Genomic DNA, 15,871 nt, shown 5'->3' with positions numbered 1-15,871 from the left:
CGTCTGCTCGCCATAGCAAGCTAGCGCAGGCGGTGGGCCGCGGCGGCAATCCGCTCGTCGGTGGCGGTCAGGGCGACGCGCACATGACGCGCGCCCGCGGGACCGTAGAAATCACCGGGAGCCACCAGGATGCCGCGTTGCGCCAGCCAGGAAACGGTCTCGTGGCAGCCCTGACCCCGGCTCGCCCACAGGTAGAGGCCGGCCTCGGAGTGATCGACGGTGAAGCCCGCCGAGCGCAGCGCCGCCAGCAAGACCGCGCGGCGCTGCGCGTAGCGCTCCCGCTGCACCTTCTCGTGGTCGTCGTCGTCCAGCGCGGCGACCATCGCGGCCTGCACCGCCGTCGGCACGATCATCCCGGCGTGCTTGCGCACCGCCAGCAACTCTGCGACCACGCCCGCATCCCCGGCGACGAAACCCGCCCGGTAGCCGGCCAGCGACGAACTCTTCGACAACGAGTGCACGGCCAGCAACCCGGTGTGGTCGCCCTCGCAGACCGACGGGTGAAGCACCGACAGGGGTGCCGACCCGTTCTCCAGGTCCCACGCCAGCCCGAGGTAGCACTCGTCGGACGCCACCAGCACCCCGCGCTCACGTGCCCACCCGACTACCTTGCGTAGGTGCTCGACCCCGAGTACCCGGCCGGTGGGGTTGCTCGGCGAGTTCAGGTAGATCAGCGCCGGGGTCTGCGGTCCCAGCTGAGTCAATGAGTCCGCGCGCATCACCTGGGCTCCGGCCAGCCGCGCACCCACGTCGTAGGTGGGGTAGGCGAGTTCCGGCACCACGACCACGTCGCCGGCACCGAGCCCCAGTAGCGTCGGCAACCAGGCGATGAGTTCTTTGGTGCCGATCACCGGCAGCACCGCGGATTCCGCCAAGCCGGTGACGCCGTAGCGACGGGCCAGTGCGGACACCGCGGAGTCCCGCAACCTGCGGGTGCCCGCGGTGGCTGGGTAGCCGGGTGCCGCTCCGGCGGCCGTCAACGCTTCCTGGATCAGCGGCGCGACCGGATCGACGGGGGTGCCGACCGACAGGTCGACGATGCCGTCCGGATGGGCCGCCGCGGTCGCCTTCGCCTCGGCCAGGGTGTCCCACGGAAACTCTGGCAAGGACGCCGACACCGGTTGCCGGCGGCGCAGCAGCGGATTCAGTCCTCGCCCTGGGGCGGCAGGTCCTTGACCGCTTGCGGGTCGTTTTCGGTCAGCCCGACCTTGGCCGCCCCGCCCGGGGAGCCCAGCTCGGCGAAGAAGTCCGCATTGATCTGCGTGTACTGACTCCACTGCTCGGGCACGTCATCTTCGTAGTAAATGGCCTCGACCGGGCAGACCGGCTCGCAGGCGCCGCAGTCCACGCACTCGTCGGGGTGGATGTACAGCATCCGAGCGCCCTCGTAGATGCAGTCGACGGGGCATTCCTCGATGCACGCCTTGTCCTTGATGTCGGTGCAGGGCTGGGCAATCACGTACGTCACGGACGTCTCCTCAACGTGTCCTCCATGAACAAGTGGGCTGTCGGCTGCACGGCCTGGGGGCGTCCAAGCCGCGAACCGGTACTGCTTTGGTTACTGATACTAGACGTTGCACATACAGGCCGACCAAATGGCACGCCCGAAAATATGTCCAGTCATGGTGCACCTCGCGGCATAGCCGGGTGCAACCACCCCTATGCTGCGCGGATGGCGCTTCCCCAGGCTGGTCTCGTCTCCCGCAGCGCCCCCCATGCCGGACGCTGCCGACGATGGAGAACGACGGGTGGGCGGAACTCGCGCGCTGGATCGCCGAGCCGCTCGACCCGACCGCCCGGCCGAGGTGATGCGTTGAGCCACAACGGTCCTCGTGAGATAGCCGTCCAGCTGCGCGGCGCCGAGGAGAACCGGTGAACTACCCGAACCTGTTGTCTCCGTTGGATCTCGGCTGCACCACGTTACGCAACCGGGTGGTCATGGGGTCGATGCACACCGGGCTGGAAGACCGCGCCGGCAACATCGATCGACTGGCCGCGTACTTCGCCGAACGCGCCCGCGGCGGCGTCGGGCTCCTCGTCACCGGTGGGTACGCGCCCAACCGCACCGGTTGGCTGCTGCCGTTCGCCTCGGATCTGACGACCTCGCGGCAGGCACGACGGCATCGTCGCGTCACCCGCGCGGTGCACGACGAGGGCGGCAGGATCCTGCTGCAGATCCTGCATGCCGGACGCTATGCCTACCACCCGCTTTCGGTCAGTGCATCGTCGATCAAGGCGCCCATCAACCCATTTCGGCCGCGCACGCTGAGCGGTCGTGGTGTCGAATCGACCATCGCCGATTTCGTGCGGTGCGCTCGGTTGGCGCGTGACGGTGGCTACGACGGCGTCGAAATCATGGGCAGCGAAGGCTATCTGGTCAACCAGTTCCTGGCGCCACGCACCAACAACCGCACCGATTCCTGGGGCGGCTACGCGATCAACCGCCGCCGATTTCCGGTCGAGATCGTGCGCCGCACCCGGGCCGCCGTCGGACCCGATTTCGTCATCTCCTAGCGCATGTCGCTCGCCGACTATGTCGAAGAAGGTCAGAGTTGGGACGAAATCCTCGCGCTGGCAACCGAAGTCGAAGCCGCCGGCGCCACCGTCATCAACTCCGGGTTCGGCTGGCACGAGGCGCGAGTACCCACGATCGTGACCTCGGTCCCCAACAGCGCGTTCGTCGCCATCAGCAGTGCGTTGGCCGGACACGTCGGCATCCCAGTGATCGCATCCAACCGGATCAACATGCCGCAAGCCGCCGAACAGATCCTTTCCGACACCGGAGTGCAACTGGTCTCGATGGCCCGACCCCTGCTGGCGGACCCGGAGTGGGTGCACAAAGCCGCAGCCGGCCACGCCGACGAGATCAACACGTGCATCGCCTGCAATCAAGCGTGTCTGGACCACGCATTCGCCCGTAAGACGGTGTCGTGCCTGCTCAACCCGCGCGCCGGACACGAGACGAAGCTGGTGCTGGCGCCGGCCCGGCACACCCGGGACGTGGCCGTCGTCGGCGCCGGCCCCGCCGGATTGGCCGCGGCGGTCAGCGCCGCACAGCGCGGACACCGGGTCACGTTGTTCGACGCGAACGACTTCATCGGCGGTCAGTTCGACCTGGCTCGCCGCATTCCCGGCAAGGAGGAGTTCGCCGAGACCATCCGGTACTTCTCGACCATGCTGACGAAGTTCGGCGTCGACGTTCGGTTGGGCGCCAGGGTGGGCGCCCACGACCTGGCCGACTACGACGTCGTCGTACTGGCCACCGGCGTATCGCCACGCATCCCGGACGTCCCCGGTATCGACCATCCCAAGGTGCTGACCTACGCCGAGGCCATCACCGGCGCCAAGCCGGTCGGCAAGACGGTGGCCGTCATCGGCGCGGGCGGCGTCGGCTTCGACGTCGCCGAATTCCTGGTGACCGAGCAGTCGCCGACGTTGAACGTCAAGGAGTGGAAGGCCGAATGGGGAATCGTCGACTCGCACGAGGGTCCCGCGGACCTGCGGGGAGCCCTGGTCCCCGCTTTGCCTACCCCGGCGGCCCGAGTGGTCTACCTGCTGCAGCGCAGCAAGGGCCCGCAGGGACGGAGACTGGGTAAGACCAGCGGGTGGGTGCATCGAGCTTCGTTGCAGGCCAAGGGCGTGCACCAGCTGTCCGGGGTGAACTACGAGCGGGTCAGCGACGCCGGCCTGCACATCAGCTTCGGCCCGGACCGGCGGCGACGCCAGATACTCGCGGTGGACAGCGTTGTCGTGTGCGCCGGTCAGGATTCGGTGCGCGATCTCCAGGACGACCTACGCCGGACGGGGAGCGATCCCTACGTCATCGGCGGGGCGGCCGTTGCCGCCGAATTGGACGCCAAACGCGCGATCAGACAGGGCACCGAGCTCGCGGCCAGGCTGTGAAAAACCTTTGAAGGTAGCCCGCTGGGCGGCGGTCCGAGGCCGTTCGCCCTGCGCGAAACTGCCGCCCATACCCGCTCTGACCTGCGAAAAGTTACATCCGGCGGGGATCTGGCGATAACAATTCTGATGGGAGCATGCCCAGGGAGCCTGGTAGCCTTTAACGCAGACGGCAACCGCTGGGCAGATGTCGTCGCCGTCTTGTCGACGGTGCAATAAGTTGGGGAAGGTGTCCAAAATGTTGTCGTTTACCAAAGTAGCCGTGGTGGCTGGAGGCTTGGCAGTGTCGCTGGGCTTGGGGACCGGTGTCGCCTCCGCCGACCCGCTGGATGCGGCCGTCAACTCGACCTGCAACTACGGGCAGGTCATGGCCGCGCTCAACGCGCAGGACCCGGCGGCAGCCGCACAGCTCACCGCCTCGCCGGTGGCGACCGGCTGGCTGAACTCCTTCATCGCCTCACCGCCGGCAAAGCGCCGGCAGATGGCGGCGCAGCTCCAGGCCATGCCGGGCGCCGCGCAGTATGTGGGGCTCGTCGAGTCCGTTGCAGTTTCCTGTAACAACTACTGAGTTCTGACCCGCAAGCGCAACGCCGTGATCCTCCGGGATCGGGTGCGTTGCGCTTGCGGCGTTTATGCCGCCAGTGATGCGTAGGTGGTGGTCCGCTGACGCGCGGGCCGTCCGATGCCCTCGGCGATAGCGACCAGCTCGGCCACCGTCTTGGCCGACCCGTGTTCGGAGCCGGCCATCCGCGAGATGGTTTCCTCCATCAGCGTGCCGCCCAGGTCGTTGGCACCGCCGTTGAGCATCGCCTGGGTGCGTTCGACACCGAGCTTCACCCAACTGGTCTGGATATGCGCGATACGGCCGTGCAGCATGATCCGCGCCAGGGCGTGCACCGCGCGGTTGTCCCGGTGGGTGGGCCCGGGACGCGCCGCGCCGGCCAGATACAGCGGCGAATTCTGGTGCACGAACGGCAGCGGCACGAACTCGGTGAAACCGCCGGTGCGGTCCTGAATGCCCCGCAGCACATTGAGGTGCCCGACCCAGTGCCTGGGGTTGTCGACGTGGCCGTACATCATCGTCGACGACGACCGCAGGCCCACCTCGTGCGCGGTGGTGACAATCTCCACCCACAACGACGTCGGCAACTTGCCCTTGGTGAGCACCCACCTGACCTCGTCGTCCAGAATCTCGGCGGCCGTGCCGGGAATGGTGTCCAGACCCGCCTCGCGCAGGTTGGTCAGCCAGTCGCGGATGCTCAGCCCACTCTTGGTGACCCCGTTGGCGATCTCCATCGGCGAGAACGCATGCACATGCATCGACGGGACGCGGGCTTTGACCGCGCGCACCAGATCGGCGTAACCGGTCACCGGCAACTCGGGGTCGATGCCGCCCTGCATGCAGATCTCGGTGGCACCGGCGGCGTGCGCCTCCCACGCTCGGTCGGCCACCTCCTGCGCCGAGAGCGAGTACGCGTCGGCGTCGCCTTTGCGCTGGGCGAAGGCGCAGAACCGGCAGCCGGTGTAGCAGATGTTGGTGAAGTTGATGTTGCGGTTCACCACGAACGTCACGTCGTCGCCCACCACCTCACGGCGCAACGAATCAGCAAGTGCGGTAACGGCTTCCAGCGCAGGTCCGTCGGCGGTGGCCAGGGCCAGGTATTCGTCGTCGGTGCAACGGCCCGGCGAGCGTTCGGCCGAGCGCAGCGCGGCCAGCACCTCGGTGTCTAGGCGCTCTGGCGCTGTGGCGCCTTGCGCGGCGAGCTCATGCACCCGCGACCGAATGGAATCCCAGTCGCCAAAAGCACTTTCGAGGTCGCTGCGGGTCTCGGTGCTGCGGCCCTCGGTGTCGATCGCGGCGTTCAGATCCACCCGACCCGAGGAAGCCACCTCGTCCGGCTCCTGCCACGGCATCCCCTCCGGGTTGACGTCGCGGGCGAACCCGGTCGCGGGATCAGCAAGCGCCGCAACATGTCCCCGCACCCGCGGATCGATCCACGCCGCGCCGGCCGCGACGTACTTCGGTTGCACGGTGAGCCGCTGCACCAGGTCGTAGCCGGCCTGTGCGGTGACGGCGGCCAGGTCATCCAGAGCGGGCCACGGACGTTCGGGGTTCACATGGTCGGGTGTCAGCGGCGAAACACCGCCCCAGTCGTCGACGCCGGCGGCTACCAGGGCCAGGCATTCGTCGCGGGACACCAGGTTCGGCGGCGCCTGGATGCGCATGGCGGGTCCGAGCACCAACCGCGCCACTGCCACCGTCGCCAGATAGTCGTCGATACCGGCGTCGGGCACCGCGGCCATCGCCGTGCGTTCCTTGGCCCGGAAGTTCTGCACGATGACCTCTTGGATGTGCCCGAATTCCTTGTGCGACTTGCGGATCGCGTGCAAGGTGTCAGCGCGTTCGGCCAGCGTCTCGCCGATACCCACCAGCAGCCCGGTGGTGAACGGGATGGACAGTCGGCCGGCGTCGGTCAGGGCGCGCAGCCGAACCGCGGGGTCTTTGTCCGGGCTGCCGTAGTGCGCAAGGCCTTTGGTTTCGAACAGCCGCCGCGACGTCGTCTCCAGCATCATGCCCATCGACGGCGCCACCGGCTTGAGCCGCGACATCTCCGACCAGGTCATGACGCCGGGATTCAGGTGCGGCAACAGGCCGGTTTCCTCCAGCACCCGGATGGCCATCGCTCGCACGTAGGACAACGTGGAGTCGTAGCCGCGTTCCTCGAGCCACTGCCGCGCCTCGGCCCAGCGGTCCTCGGGGCGGTCCCCCAGCGTGAACAATGCTTCCTTGCAGCCGAGTTCGGCTCCGCGGCGTGCCACGTCGAGGATCTCGTCGGGCTCCATGTACAGGCCGATGCCCTGGGCGCGCAGCCTGCCCGGGACGGTGACGAACGTGCAGTAGTGGCAGTTGTCCCGGCACAGGTGGGTGACCGGGATGAACACCTTGCGCGAGTAGCTGATCGGCAATCGCCCGCCCGGGCCGCGGCGCCCGGCCGATTCCAAACCTGCATCGCGCACCCGTGCCGCGCTGGCGCACAGGTCGGCGAGGTCGTCGCCACGGGCGGTCATCGCGACCGCCGCCTCGTCGATGTTGAGCGCGACACCGTCTCGCGCCCGCCGTAGCACGCGGCGCAACGCCGAACGATCGGCTCTCAGCGGTAGCGCGGGGTTGGGCAAAGCCGTGGGCTCCGGAGGCTCCGACATCAAGGGCACGTTGGTGTAACTTCCCCGCGCGGCGATTTCATCCGCGTCATCCGCACGTCCTGTTCTGCGGGAAACCTGGGCATCCCTGGCGCCATACGCGCAACAGTAGCGGCAGGGCGCCCGCCGCCCGTGACTGACCGGGATGCGCGATTCGGCGAAATGCCCGCCGAGTGGGACAATAGCCGCGGACGACCGCGATACGATGCGTAACCGGTCACCGGCGGAAGCGGCTTTGGCGGCAGCCGTTTTGGTATCAAGTAGAGGTGAGTGAGATGTCGTTCGTGCAGGCAGCGCCGGAGGCGCTGAAAGCCGCGGCGGCCAATATCGCCGGCATCGGCACCGAGATCAGTTCGGCCAACGCCGCCGCCGCACCGCCCACCACCGGCGTGGTCGCCGCGGCTGCCGACCAGGTATCGGCGCAGGTCGCGGCCCTGTTCTCCAACCACGCCGCGGGCTACCAGCAGCTCAGCTCCCAGGTGTCGGCGTTTCACGAAAAGATCGTGCAGGCCCTGGGATCCGGCGCGAACGCCTACTCCAACGCGGAGTCCGGTGCCGCGCGGACCCTGCTTAATGCGGTCGCCGCACCGGCCGAACAGCTCGTCGGGAAATCGGTGATCGCACCCTCGGCGGCCGGCCTGGCCGGTGAGGTGCAGAGCGTCTTCTCTGGCATCCAGAGTCCCGGCATCGGCAATGTGTTCGGTGCGCTGAAGCTGCAACCAACCGGCGGTATCAGTGGCCTCGCGGCCACCAGCGGGCTGCTGGGACCGGCCGCCGCGGCACCCGCGGCCGTCCTACCGGTGTCGTGGGCGACCGCGATCGAGAACGCCTACCTGTCCATCGAGCCGTATGTGGAATACGGCTTCAACCTGGCTGCCTACCTGGCCGGCTGGTTGCCGTACGTCGGGATCCTGGCCCCGCAGATCAACTTCTTCTACTACCTGTTCGAACCGATGGTGCAGAGCGGCCTGTTCAATACCCTGGACTTTCTGAGCGGAACCGTCAGCTTCAGTCAGGGTTTGAGCAATTTCTGGTCGGCCACCACGGCTTCGGTCAACCAGTTCATCAACACCGAGATCGACTGGTTCCTGAGCTTCCTGCCGCCGCTACCACCGTTCCCGCCGTTCCCCTGATCCTTCACCGGTGACGGTGCCGACGCCACAACACCCACGCCGGCGGCGCCACTCCCAGCACCACCAGCAACAGCGCCCCGTAGGCCAGCACGCCCGCACCGCCGAGGACGACGTCGCCGCCCGGGCCGCCCAGACTCAGCACCGCCACGGTCAGTAGCCAGGTCCACAACGGCAGCGCGGCCAGCCGCGGTGATGCGGTCCAACGCGCCGCGGCCCACACCAGGGCGGCGTTGAGCAGCCCGCTGAGCAACGCGCTCACCGGAAACGGAATCGAGCCGATATACGAAGGCAGCAGCAGCGCCCCGGCGAGTGCGGACAACACACCGTCGACGGCAAGCAGCGCCAATACAACAAACCTGACCGCGGGATCCGTCGCGCCGCTCTCTTCGATCGAGGCGGTGCGTGGCTGGGTGTCGGTCAGGTTGGGACGCTGTCGATCTGCGAGGCGATCGATCCCAGCACCCACTGCAGGCTGTCGAGGCGGTCCTGCCAGTGCTGCAGGTTAGGGTCCAAATCGGGGTCCATGTGTTTCCTCCAGTCGCTGCAAGGCTGCCACTCCGAAGCCTACGTGCCGGAGCCGTTGAAGCCCAGACCGGCAAGGAGATCCGTTTCCCAGCCGCGCTCGTCGCGCTCGCCCGCGCAGCCTTCGATGAGGACATAGTGCTCGCTGGCCAGGATGGGCAGAGCCAGGTTGTTGGACAGCGCGCAGGCTTTGCCGGTGGGGCCCACGACCACCTGGGTCGCGTGCGCGGCCAGTGCGGCCGCCTTGGCGGCGTGTGCGTCGGCGTCCGCCTCGACGACGGCGGTGATGCGCTCGTCGGGGTAGCCGAACGGAATGTCCTCCGGGGGCAGCACCCATCCGGGGCGTAGGTCCTCGGGGCCCAGCGCGCGCAGTTCTGCTACCACCGCGTCGCGGGCCAGCACGGTCCAGTAGAACTTCGGGACCGGCCACGGGTCGCCCGAATCGTCCTGCACGCCCGCTTCGGCGACCGCGGCGGTACAGACGGCGTGGGCGCGGATGTGGTCGGGATGCCCGTATCCGCCGTCCGGGTCGTAGGTGACGACGACGTGCGGGCGCAGCTCGCGGATCAGCGCCACCAGCGCGCCGACCGCCTCCCGCTCGTCGGCCTGGACGAATTCGCGTCCGGTGCGTGCTTCGGTGCCGGCCATGCCGGAGTCGCGCCAGTGTCCCGCGCCGCCCAGGTAGATCGGCTCGGCGACGCCCAACGCGGCCAAAGCCCGACGGAGCTCGCCGATGCGGTAGCCGCCGAGTTGGTCCGCGTGGTCGGCGACCAGTTGGCCCCACCGGTCCCCGATCACCTCACCCTCCTCACCGAGGGTGCACGTGACGACGTGGACCTGCGCGCCGCGCGCGGTGTAGTGCGCGATGGTGGCACCGTTGCTCAGGCTCTCGTCGTCGGGATGCGCATGGACGAACAGCAGCCGCGGCCTGGACATGGACGCACAGTACCCGGCAGCACGACGTTCGGAAGAAAACCCACCTTTGGCGACCAATAGGAACGCCGACGCCTACTATCGTCGGATGGCGCAGCTGACCCAGACCATCGCCCGCAGTCGCCGGCGCGGCGAAGTACTCGAACGCGCGCTATACGCGGCGGCGGTGGCCGAACTGGCCGCGGTCGGATACGGACGGCTTTCGATGGAGGGCATCGCCGCGCGCGCCCACACCGGCAAGGCAGCGCTGTACCGGCGCTGGGCCAGCAAACACGATCTGGTGCAGGCCGCCTTGATCCACACCTTGCCGCCGCTGCCCGAACTACGGCCGGGCCGCTCCGCCCGGGAGAATCTGCTGACGGTGTTCACCGCGCACCGCGACGTGCTGGCCGGCAAGACCGACTTTCCCGGCCTGGAGATCATCAGCCAATTGCTCCACGAGCCCGAGTTGCGCGCGATCTTCGCCGAAGCCGTGGTGGGGCCGCGCATGAAGATCGTCGAGTCGATCCTGCAAACCGCGGTCGCCGACGGCGAACTCGATCCCGCGACGCTGACGCCGCTGAGCGCGCGGGTGGGACCCGCATTGATCAATCAGCACTTCATGCTGACCGCAACCCCGTTGACCCGACGCGAGATGGCGCTCATCGTAGACACCGTGATACCACCGAAACCCGTTGCGTCGCAGGCGGATTAGGCGCTGAACGGCTCCGTGAACAGGCCGATCAGGTTGGCGCCGGCCGCCAGGGCCTGATCGAACGCGCCGACCACGCCGCCGATCTGGCCGCCGTTGAAGGACTGAGCCCCGGTGCCTTGCAGCAAGCTCGAGGTGAAATTGGACGGTACCGGCGCGCCGAAGAACAGGTCCACGGCCTGCTCCCCGGTACCCACCAGCAGGTTGCCTACGTTGAAGCCGCGGTTGAGAACCCCGTTGAGCGCGCTGTCGGTGCCGAAAAACGCCCGCTCAAAGGCGATTTCGTTGGCGACCAGCGCCTGGTTGAAGGTCATTTGATTGGCGACCAGGTTGGAGTTGAAACCGATCTGCATCTGCTCCAATTGCGCGAACGGGATCGCCGGGACACCGGTGGTTCCGGCGCTTGGCACCAGACCTAACACATTGGCCGGGACGGTCAAGCCCTGGTAGAAGGCACCGGCGAGGCCGCCGACCTGACCGCCGTTGAAGGGTTGAGCTCCGGAACCGAGCAACAGGCTGGAAGTGAAGTTCGCCGGTGTCGGCGCGCCGAAGAACAAGTTGACCGCCTGCTCGCCGGTGCCCACCAACAGGTTGCCGACATTGAAGCTGCGGTTGATGACCCCGTTGAGGGCGCTGTCGGTGCCGAAAAACGCCCGCTCGAAAGCGATCTCATTGGACACCAGCGCCTGGTTGAACGCCAGCTCGTTGGCTACCAGGTTCGAGTTGAAAGCGAGCTGGGACTGCTCCACCATCTGGAGCGGGCCCGCGGCGGCCGCCTGCAACGGGGCGACGTTCGCAGCCTCGGCGGCGGCGTAGGCGTTGGCGCCGCCACGCAGGGCTTGCACGAATTGCTCATGGAACTGCGAAGCATGCGCGCTGAGTTGCTGGAAAGCCTGACCGTGCGCGCCGAACAACGATGCGATGGCCGCCGATATCTCGTCGGCGCCGGCCGGCAACACCGCCGTCGTCGCTTCCGCTATCGAACTGCTCGCGGTGCCGATCGCGGAATTGATGCCCGCCAGATCCGTGGCTGCCGCCGCCACGAACTCCGGCACCGTCGTCAAATAGGACATCGCGGACCTCCCCACCCGTGCCACGCACGGCCCTCCCCGGCCGGTCGTGTAGCTGTGTCAACGATCAGTGATGCTAGCGACGCAGGCGGCGCCAGATGGCGTCTTTCTCCAAAATGAACTAGACAAACCGATCTGGATTCGTTTCGTGGATACCCGGTCAGGGGAGGGGCTGATCGACCTCGACGTCCACGCCCGCGTCGACGCTGACATCGAAGAGCCCGTTGAACGCGGTTTGGAAGGGCGTCAGCACGGAACTGATCAGGGAGGCGTCGAACAGGAACTTCTGCACCGTGGCGCCCAGCAGGCCGCCGGCGGTGAACCCACCGAACACATCGGTCGGAGCGCTGACCAGCAAGGTTCCGGTCAAATCCCCGGCGGGAATTCCGAGCAGGGCATTGATCGCCGCCTGCGGTGTACCGACCAGCAGCAGGTTGAGGCCGTTGAGAGCGTTGTTGACCGCTCCGTTGAGCGCCCCGCCGGTGCCGAAGATGCCCAGCTGCAAGAGCTGTTCGTTGGCAACCAGGTTGGTGTTGAAGGCCAGCTGGGCGTTGACCAGAGCATCCAAGTTCGCGGGGGTCAGCCCGAGCTGCGTCAGCAGCGCGACATCGAGTCCCGGCACACCACCCAGGGCTGTGTTCAGCGAAAGCAGCTGCTGCACAACACCTGTCAACCCACCGACCGGCGGGAAGCCGCCGCCGAGCGCCAGCGTGGGGCTGACCAGCAGGTCGGCGGTCAGGTTGACCGCCGGGGCACCCACGACACCGTTGACCAGTTGCGCGCCGGTGCCCAGCAGCAGGTTGCCGGCGTTGAGCAGATAGCCGGCCGGACCGAGCAGCGCCGCGGGTCCGAGCAGAGCGGTGACCAGTGCCTGCTCGTTGATCACCAGGGCCTGGCTGAAAGCGATCTCGTTGGCGACCAGCGAACCCAATACGCTGCCTTGAAGTTGGTTCAACCCCGCCAGACCAGCCGTGGGAAGGCCCGCCACGGTGTTCACCAGCGCCGCGAGTGCGGCGGTGTCTCCGCTGAAGGCTCCGGTCAGCGCCGCATTGAGCTGCGCGCTCAGCGGGCCGAGGCCGCCGGTGAGGTTGGCCGCCAACGCGGGCAGGTTCAGCGCGAAACCGCTGCCCAGGCCGGCGAGTGCGGCGTTGAAACTGGCCGCCAGGCCTTCCAGGTTCAGCGGGAATCCGCCCGGCAGCGCGGGCAGCACCAGACCGAAGTCCAGGGCGGGCAGGCCGCCGAGGAAATTGCCGGACAGCGCCCCGGACAGGGCGGCATTCAGCTGAGCATTCAGGTTGGACAGGCTGCCGCTGATGTTGGCCGTCAGGGCCGGCAGGTTGACTCCGAAGTTGCCCGCCAGCGCGGCGAAGTCGGGCAGGCCGCCGGCGAAGCTTCCGGAGATGGCCGAGTTCAGCTGGGCAGCCAGCGAGCCGCCGGTCTGCGCCAAGGCATCCAGACCTGCATTGATGTTGCTGCTCAGCGACCCGCCGGTCTGGGCCAGCGCGGACAGGTTGGCCAGACCGGCATTCACTTGCGCGATCCCGGCATTGACCTGCGCGATCACCGAGTTACCCGCCTGCACCAGTCCAGCGAGCTCGGGGGTCAAGCTGAAGTTGCCCGACAGCGCGGCATTGAGTTGGGCGCCAAGGGCATTCAGGCCGCCGCTGAAGGCACCGGAGAGGCCACCGAAGCCGACGTTTCCGGTGCCGTTGACCGCCAGACTCGCGTTGAAGTCGGCCGGAATCTGGGCGCCCACCACCAGATTCAACGCCTGCTGGCCCGCGCCTATAACGGAGTTGAAGGAGGTCAGACCCGCGTTGATCGCACCGTTCAGTGCGGTGTCGGTGCCGAAGATCAACTGCTGCAGACTGAGCTCGGCGCCCACCAGCGCCCGGTTGAACGAAACCTCGGCATTGACCAGGTTGGCCGTGAATGCGGCATGCGCCTGGGCGAAGACGTCCAGCGGGGCGGCCGGTGCGGCCAGCAGGCCCGAGAGGGTCTGCACCGCACCCGTCTCGGCCGCCACATACGCGTTCGCGCCCGCCGCCACTGTCTGGACGAACTGCCCGTAGGACGCGGCCACCTGACCGCTGAGCTGCTGATATCCAAGACCGTTCTGGGAGAAGAGCGCGGCGATCGCGACCGATACCTCGTCCTGCGCCGCGGACACCAGAGCGGTCGTCGACCCCGCCACCGCCGCATTGGCGGCGCTGAGCGCCGAACCGATGCCTTCGAGTTGCGCGGCGAACGAAGCCATTATTTGTGGCTCGACAAAGACAAACGACATGGTGACCCCTCACCTAGCAAAATTGCTGGCTTACCCCTGTTCGCCAGGTAGCCCCCGACAGCACCTGGTCGAACGTATCGCGGGTGTTGACCACCGGCGCCGATTCCAAACCATAATTTCGATAACAATTTGTCACGAGCACAATTGGCCGCCGCGGACGTCGGCCCGGGCGCCCGCCAGCCCGCGCCTACGTCGGCGTCACGCCTGGTGAAGGGCCGTTTTGGATTACGGGCCGGTCTTGACCCACTGCCCGGCGTCACCGACGATCCCGACCGGTACCACGCCGGTGAGGCTGACGTTCTGCACGCTGGGTCCCGCCGCGACGATCGTGGTGTCCTGCAGGATCGGCAGCACTGTCGACATGTTCCACAGTCGCGGTTCCACCGCGGTGATCACGTCGTTGATGTTCTTGGTTCCGTTGAGTGCGGCCTCGATGTTCGATTCGATGCTGCGATCGCAGATTCCGGTGAGATTGGACGGCGCTTTCACCAGCGCCCCGGGGTCCGGCGGGCGGCTGGAAGTGGTGGTGTCGGGTCCGATCGACGAGCTCGCCGCGGTCGAGCCGGCCGGACTGCTGGTCGGCGTAACCGGCGGCGAGATTTGCGTGGCCTGCAACGCTGGGCAGCCGAAGCGGGACGCCAGCGACGTGGCCAGGTTCCCACCGGCCTGATGCCAGCCCACCAGCGCGTCGACTTGGTGGTTGTTCAACGCGTCGCGGTACAGCGCCACCGGGTCCAGCGCCAGCACGGTGGCGGCGATCCCGACATTGCGGAGCTGGTCGGCGGCGGTGTTGGCGACGGCCACCGCGGTCGGGTCGTTGGCCGCCACCCCGATGACCAGCGACAGTTGCTTGCCGTCCTTACTGATCCGGCCCCGGATGACTTCCGGAGGTCCGGCGCTCGCCGTGGTGGTGGTATTGGGTCCCGGCGGCGCCGGGGACACCGACGTGGTGCTTTCGATCTGGAACCCGGAAGCCTCCAACAGGCCCAGTGCCGCGGTGGTGCTCATCGCCGGCGGAGCGGTCGGCACATAGCCCGGGTCGCTCGGCGACCGGATCTGGGCCTGGTCCAAGGTGACCGTGTTGTCGCTGCCGGCACCCACCGCGGCCAGCAGGTCGACGTCGATCAACCCCAGGATCGCTTTGCGCACTTGGGAATCGGCCAGCTTGGCCTCGTTGGCCCGCAGTGTCAGCTGCATGACGCGCGGCGTCACGATCCGGGCGGTCCGCACGTCGGGAATCGCCGACAACTGCGCGAACGCGGCCGAACCGCCGTGCACCTGAGCCACCTGGGTGTCGCCGTTACGCACCGAATCCGCCAACGCGGCCGGCGCCCCGGCGCGGCGGAACTGGATCAGCGCCGGCTTGGCGGGCTGGCCCCAATAGCGGTCGTTGCGGGCGATCAGGATCTCGTCGCGCTGGGGATCGATGTTCTCCACGCGGAACTGACCACCGGTGACCGGTAGCGCACGGGCCAGCCCCGACGTGAACCCGCCCGGCACATCCTTGACGATGTGCGCGGGCAGCAGGTTGTTGAACAACTCCCGCCATGCCGGATACGGCTGGGTGAAGGTCACCACGGCCTGCTTGCCACCCTCGAGTGACTGGACCGAGGTGATCAGGTCATAGCCGGCCGGGTCCACCACGCCGGGCTGGCTGACCATCTGCCGCCACAGGTACCAGAAGTCGTCGGCGGCGATCGGCGCGTTGTCGGTCCACTGCGCTTCCGGGCGGATCTTGTAGGTGACCGTGAATGGATTTTCACTGGTCACCTCAGCCGAGATCAGCAGAGTCGGATCCATCTCCCAGCGCGAACCCGTCGACGAATTCGGGTCGGGTACCGGCCGGAACGCGCTCGGCAGCACCAGCGCGCTGATCGCGGCATTCACCGGAGACAGGTCGGAGAGCAGGTGTGGGTTGAAGCCGGCGCCGATCGAGTCGATGCCCATGATGATCTGGGTGGGGTGCTGCGGGGGTGGGGGCACGTTGTGCGGGGTGTCGGTGCTCTGCGGCGCCGGCGGCGGGCTCACCGTGCAACCCGACAACACCAGGCCGATGGCTGCGACCAGCACACCGACCGCTACCAGGACGTGGCGGGCTCGGTGCAGCACGCCCATCAGGGTATCGAGCCGCACG

At 67.7% G+C, this 15,871-nt stretch carries 11 protein-coding genes and 1 pseudogene; 4 read left to right on the top strand and 8 right to left on the bottom strand.

Annotation, left to right across the window (positions count from 1 at the left end; translation table 11 throughout):
• Positions 1–20: 20 nt before the first annotated feature.
• Together dapC and fdxA are read right to left on the bottom strand one after the other, a co-directional pair.
• Positions 21–1,118, bottom strand: a complete 1,098-nt coding sequence (gene dapC / locus AC5Y4D_RS13875; protein ID WP_500037421.1) for a succinyldiaminopimelate transaminase — start codon at positions 1,116–1,118, stop codon at positions 21–23.
• A gap of 26 nt (positions 1,119–1,144) precedes the next feature.
• Positions 1,145–1,468 carry a ferredoxin gene (gene fdxA, locus AC5Y4D_RS13870; RefSeq protein WP_499941294.1) on the bottom strand — a complete coding sequence of 108 codons (324 nt, stop codon included), beginning with the start codon at positions 1,466–1,468 and terminating at the stop codon, positions 1,145–1,147.
• Positions 1,469–1,872: 404 nt separating this feature from the next.
• Between fdxA and AC5Y4D_RS13865 the strand changes: the two are divergent.
• Positions 1,873–3,903, top strand: a pseudogene (locus AC5Y4D_RS13865) (FAD-dependent oxidoreductase).
• Between the two features lie 235 nt (positions 3,904–4,138).
• A complete protein-coding gene (locus AC5Y4D_RS13860; RefSeq protein ID WP_499941422.1) occupies positions 4,139–4,468 on the top strand; it encodes a hemophore-related protein in 330 nt (109 codons plus the stop codon).
• Positions 4,469–4,530: 62 nt separating this feature from the next.
• Here AC5Y4D_RS13860 and AC5Y4D_RS13855 read toward each other — a convergent pair whose 3' ends face one another.
• Positions 4,531–7,104: a bifunctional FO biosynthesis protein CofGH gene (locus AC5Y4D_RS13855; protein ID WP_500037420.1), complete on the bottom strand. Its 2,574-nt coding sequence runs from the start codon at positions 7,102–7,104 to the stop codon at positions 4,531–4,533.
• A gap of 272 nt (positions 7,105–7,376) precedes the next feature.
• Here AC5Y4D_RS13855 and AC5Y4D_RS13850 point away from each other — a divergent pair, with 272 nt between their 5' ends.
• Complete coding sequence (locus tag AC5Y4D_RS13850) at positions 7,377–8,234, top strand: PE family protein (protein WP_500037467.1); 858 nt, start codon at positions 7,377–7,379, stop codon at positions 8,232–8,234.
• Between the two features lie 4 nt (positions 8,235–8,238).
• Here AC5Y4D_RS13850 and AC5Y4D_RS13845 read toward each other — a convergent pair whose 3' ends face one another.
• The gene (locus AC5Y4D_RS13845; RefSeq protein ID WP_500037419.1) at positions 8,239–8,700 is read right to left on the bottom strand and encodes a hypothetical protein; all 462 of its coding nucleotides are present in this window, start codon (positions 8,698–8,700) and stop codon (positions 8,239–8,241) included.
• 98 nt (positions 8,701–8,798) lie between these two features.
• On the bottom strand, positions 8,799–9,692 hold the full coding sequence (mshB, locus tag AC5Y4D_RS13840; protein ID WP_500037418.1) for an N-acetyl-1-D-myo-inositol-2-amino-2-deoxy-alpha-D-glucopyranoside deacetylase: 894 nt from the start codon (positions 9,690–9,692) through the stop codon (positions 8,799–8,801).
• An 85-nt stretch (positions 9,693–9,777) separates the two neighbouring features.
• Between mshB and AC5Y4D_RS13835 the strand changes: the two genes are divergently transcribed.
• Positions 9,778–10,383, top strand: a complete 606-nt coding sequence (locus AC5Y4D_RS13835; protein ID WP_500037417.1) for a TetR/AcrR family transcriptional regulator — start codon at positions 9,778–9,780, stop codon at positions 10,381–10,383.
• On the opposite strand, the gene AC5Y4D_RS13830 is transcribed toward AC5Y4D_RS13835, so the two are convergent.
• The 3 genes from AC5Y4D_RS13830 to AC5Y4D_RS13820 all read right to left on the bottom strand — a co-directional run bounded on the left by AC5Y4D_RS13830 (position 10,380) and on the right by AC5Y4D_RS13820 (position 15,852).
• The gene (locus tag AC5Y4D_RS13830) at positions 10,380–11,453 is read right to left on the bottom strand and encodes a PE family protein (RefSeq protein WP_500037416.1); all 1,074 of its coding nucleotides are present in this window, start codon (positions 11,451–11,453) and stop codon (positions 10,380–10,382) included. The two genes, AC5Y4D_RS13835 and AC5Y4D_RS13830, sit on opposite strands and share 4 nt — an antisense overlap.
• Before the next feature lie 157 nt (positions 11,454–11,610).
• Complete coding sequence (locus AC5Y4D_RS13825; protein WP_499989756.1) at positions 11,611–13,737, bottom strand: PE family protein; 2,127 nt, start codon at positions 13,735–13,737, stop codon at positions 11,611–11,613.
• A 225-nt stretch (positions 13,738–13,962) separates the two neighbouring features.
• A complete protein-coding gene (locus AC5Y4D_RS13820) occupies positions 13,963–15,852 on the bottom strand; it encodes an ABC transporter family substrate-binding protein (RefSeq protein WP_499989967.1) in 1,890 nt (629 codons plus the stop codon).
• Positions 15,853–15,871: the final 19 nt, after the last annotated feature.

The sequence above is a fragment of the Mycobacterium sp. NGS67 genome (assembly GCF_059812185.1).
This window is presented reverse-complemented; position numbering and strand designations above follow the sequence as displayed.

What these genes read in the sequence shown, in the direction of transcription:
- AC5Y4D_RS13860 (WP_499941422.1), top strand. Translation starts at nt 4,139, where the DNA reads ATGTTGTCGTTTACCAAAGTAGCCGTGGTGGCTGGAGGCTTGGCAGTG.
- AC5Y4D_RS13855 (WP_500037420.1), bottom strand. Translation starts at nt 7,104, where the DNA reads ATGTCGGAGCCTCCGGAGCCCACGGCTTTGCCCAACCCCGCGCTACCG.
- AC5Y4D_RS13850 (WP_500037467.1), top strand. Translation starts at nt 7,377, where the DNA reads ATGTCGTTCGTGCAGGCAGCGCCGGAGGCGCTGAAAGCCGCGGCGGCC.
- mshB (WP_500037418.1), bottom strand. Translation starts at nt 9,692, where the DNA reads ATGTCCAGGCCGCGGCTGCTGTTCGTCCATGCGCATCCCGACGACGAG.
- AC5Y4D_RS13835 (WP_500037417.1), top strand. Translation starts at nt 9,778, where the DNA reads ATGGCGCAGCTGACCCAGACCATCGCCCGCAGTCGCCGGCGCGGCGAA.
- AC5Y4D_RS13830 (WP_500037416.1), bottom strand. Translation starts at nt 11,453, where the DNA reads ATGTCCTATTTGACGACGGTGCCGGAGTTCGTGGCGGCGGCAGCCACG.
- AC5Y4D_RS13825 (WP_499989756.1), bottom strand. Translation starts at nt 13,737, where the DNA reads ATGTCGTTTGTCTTTGTCGAGCCACAAATAATGGCTTCGTTCGCCGCG.
- AC5Y4D_RS13820 (WP_499989967.1), bottom strand. Translation starts at nt 15,852, where the DNA reads ATGGGCGTGCTGCACCGAGCCCGCCACGTCCTGGTAGCGGTCGGTGTG.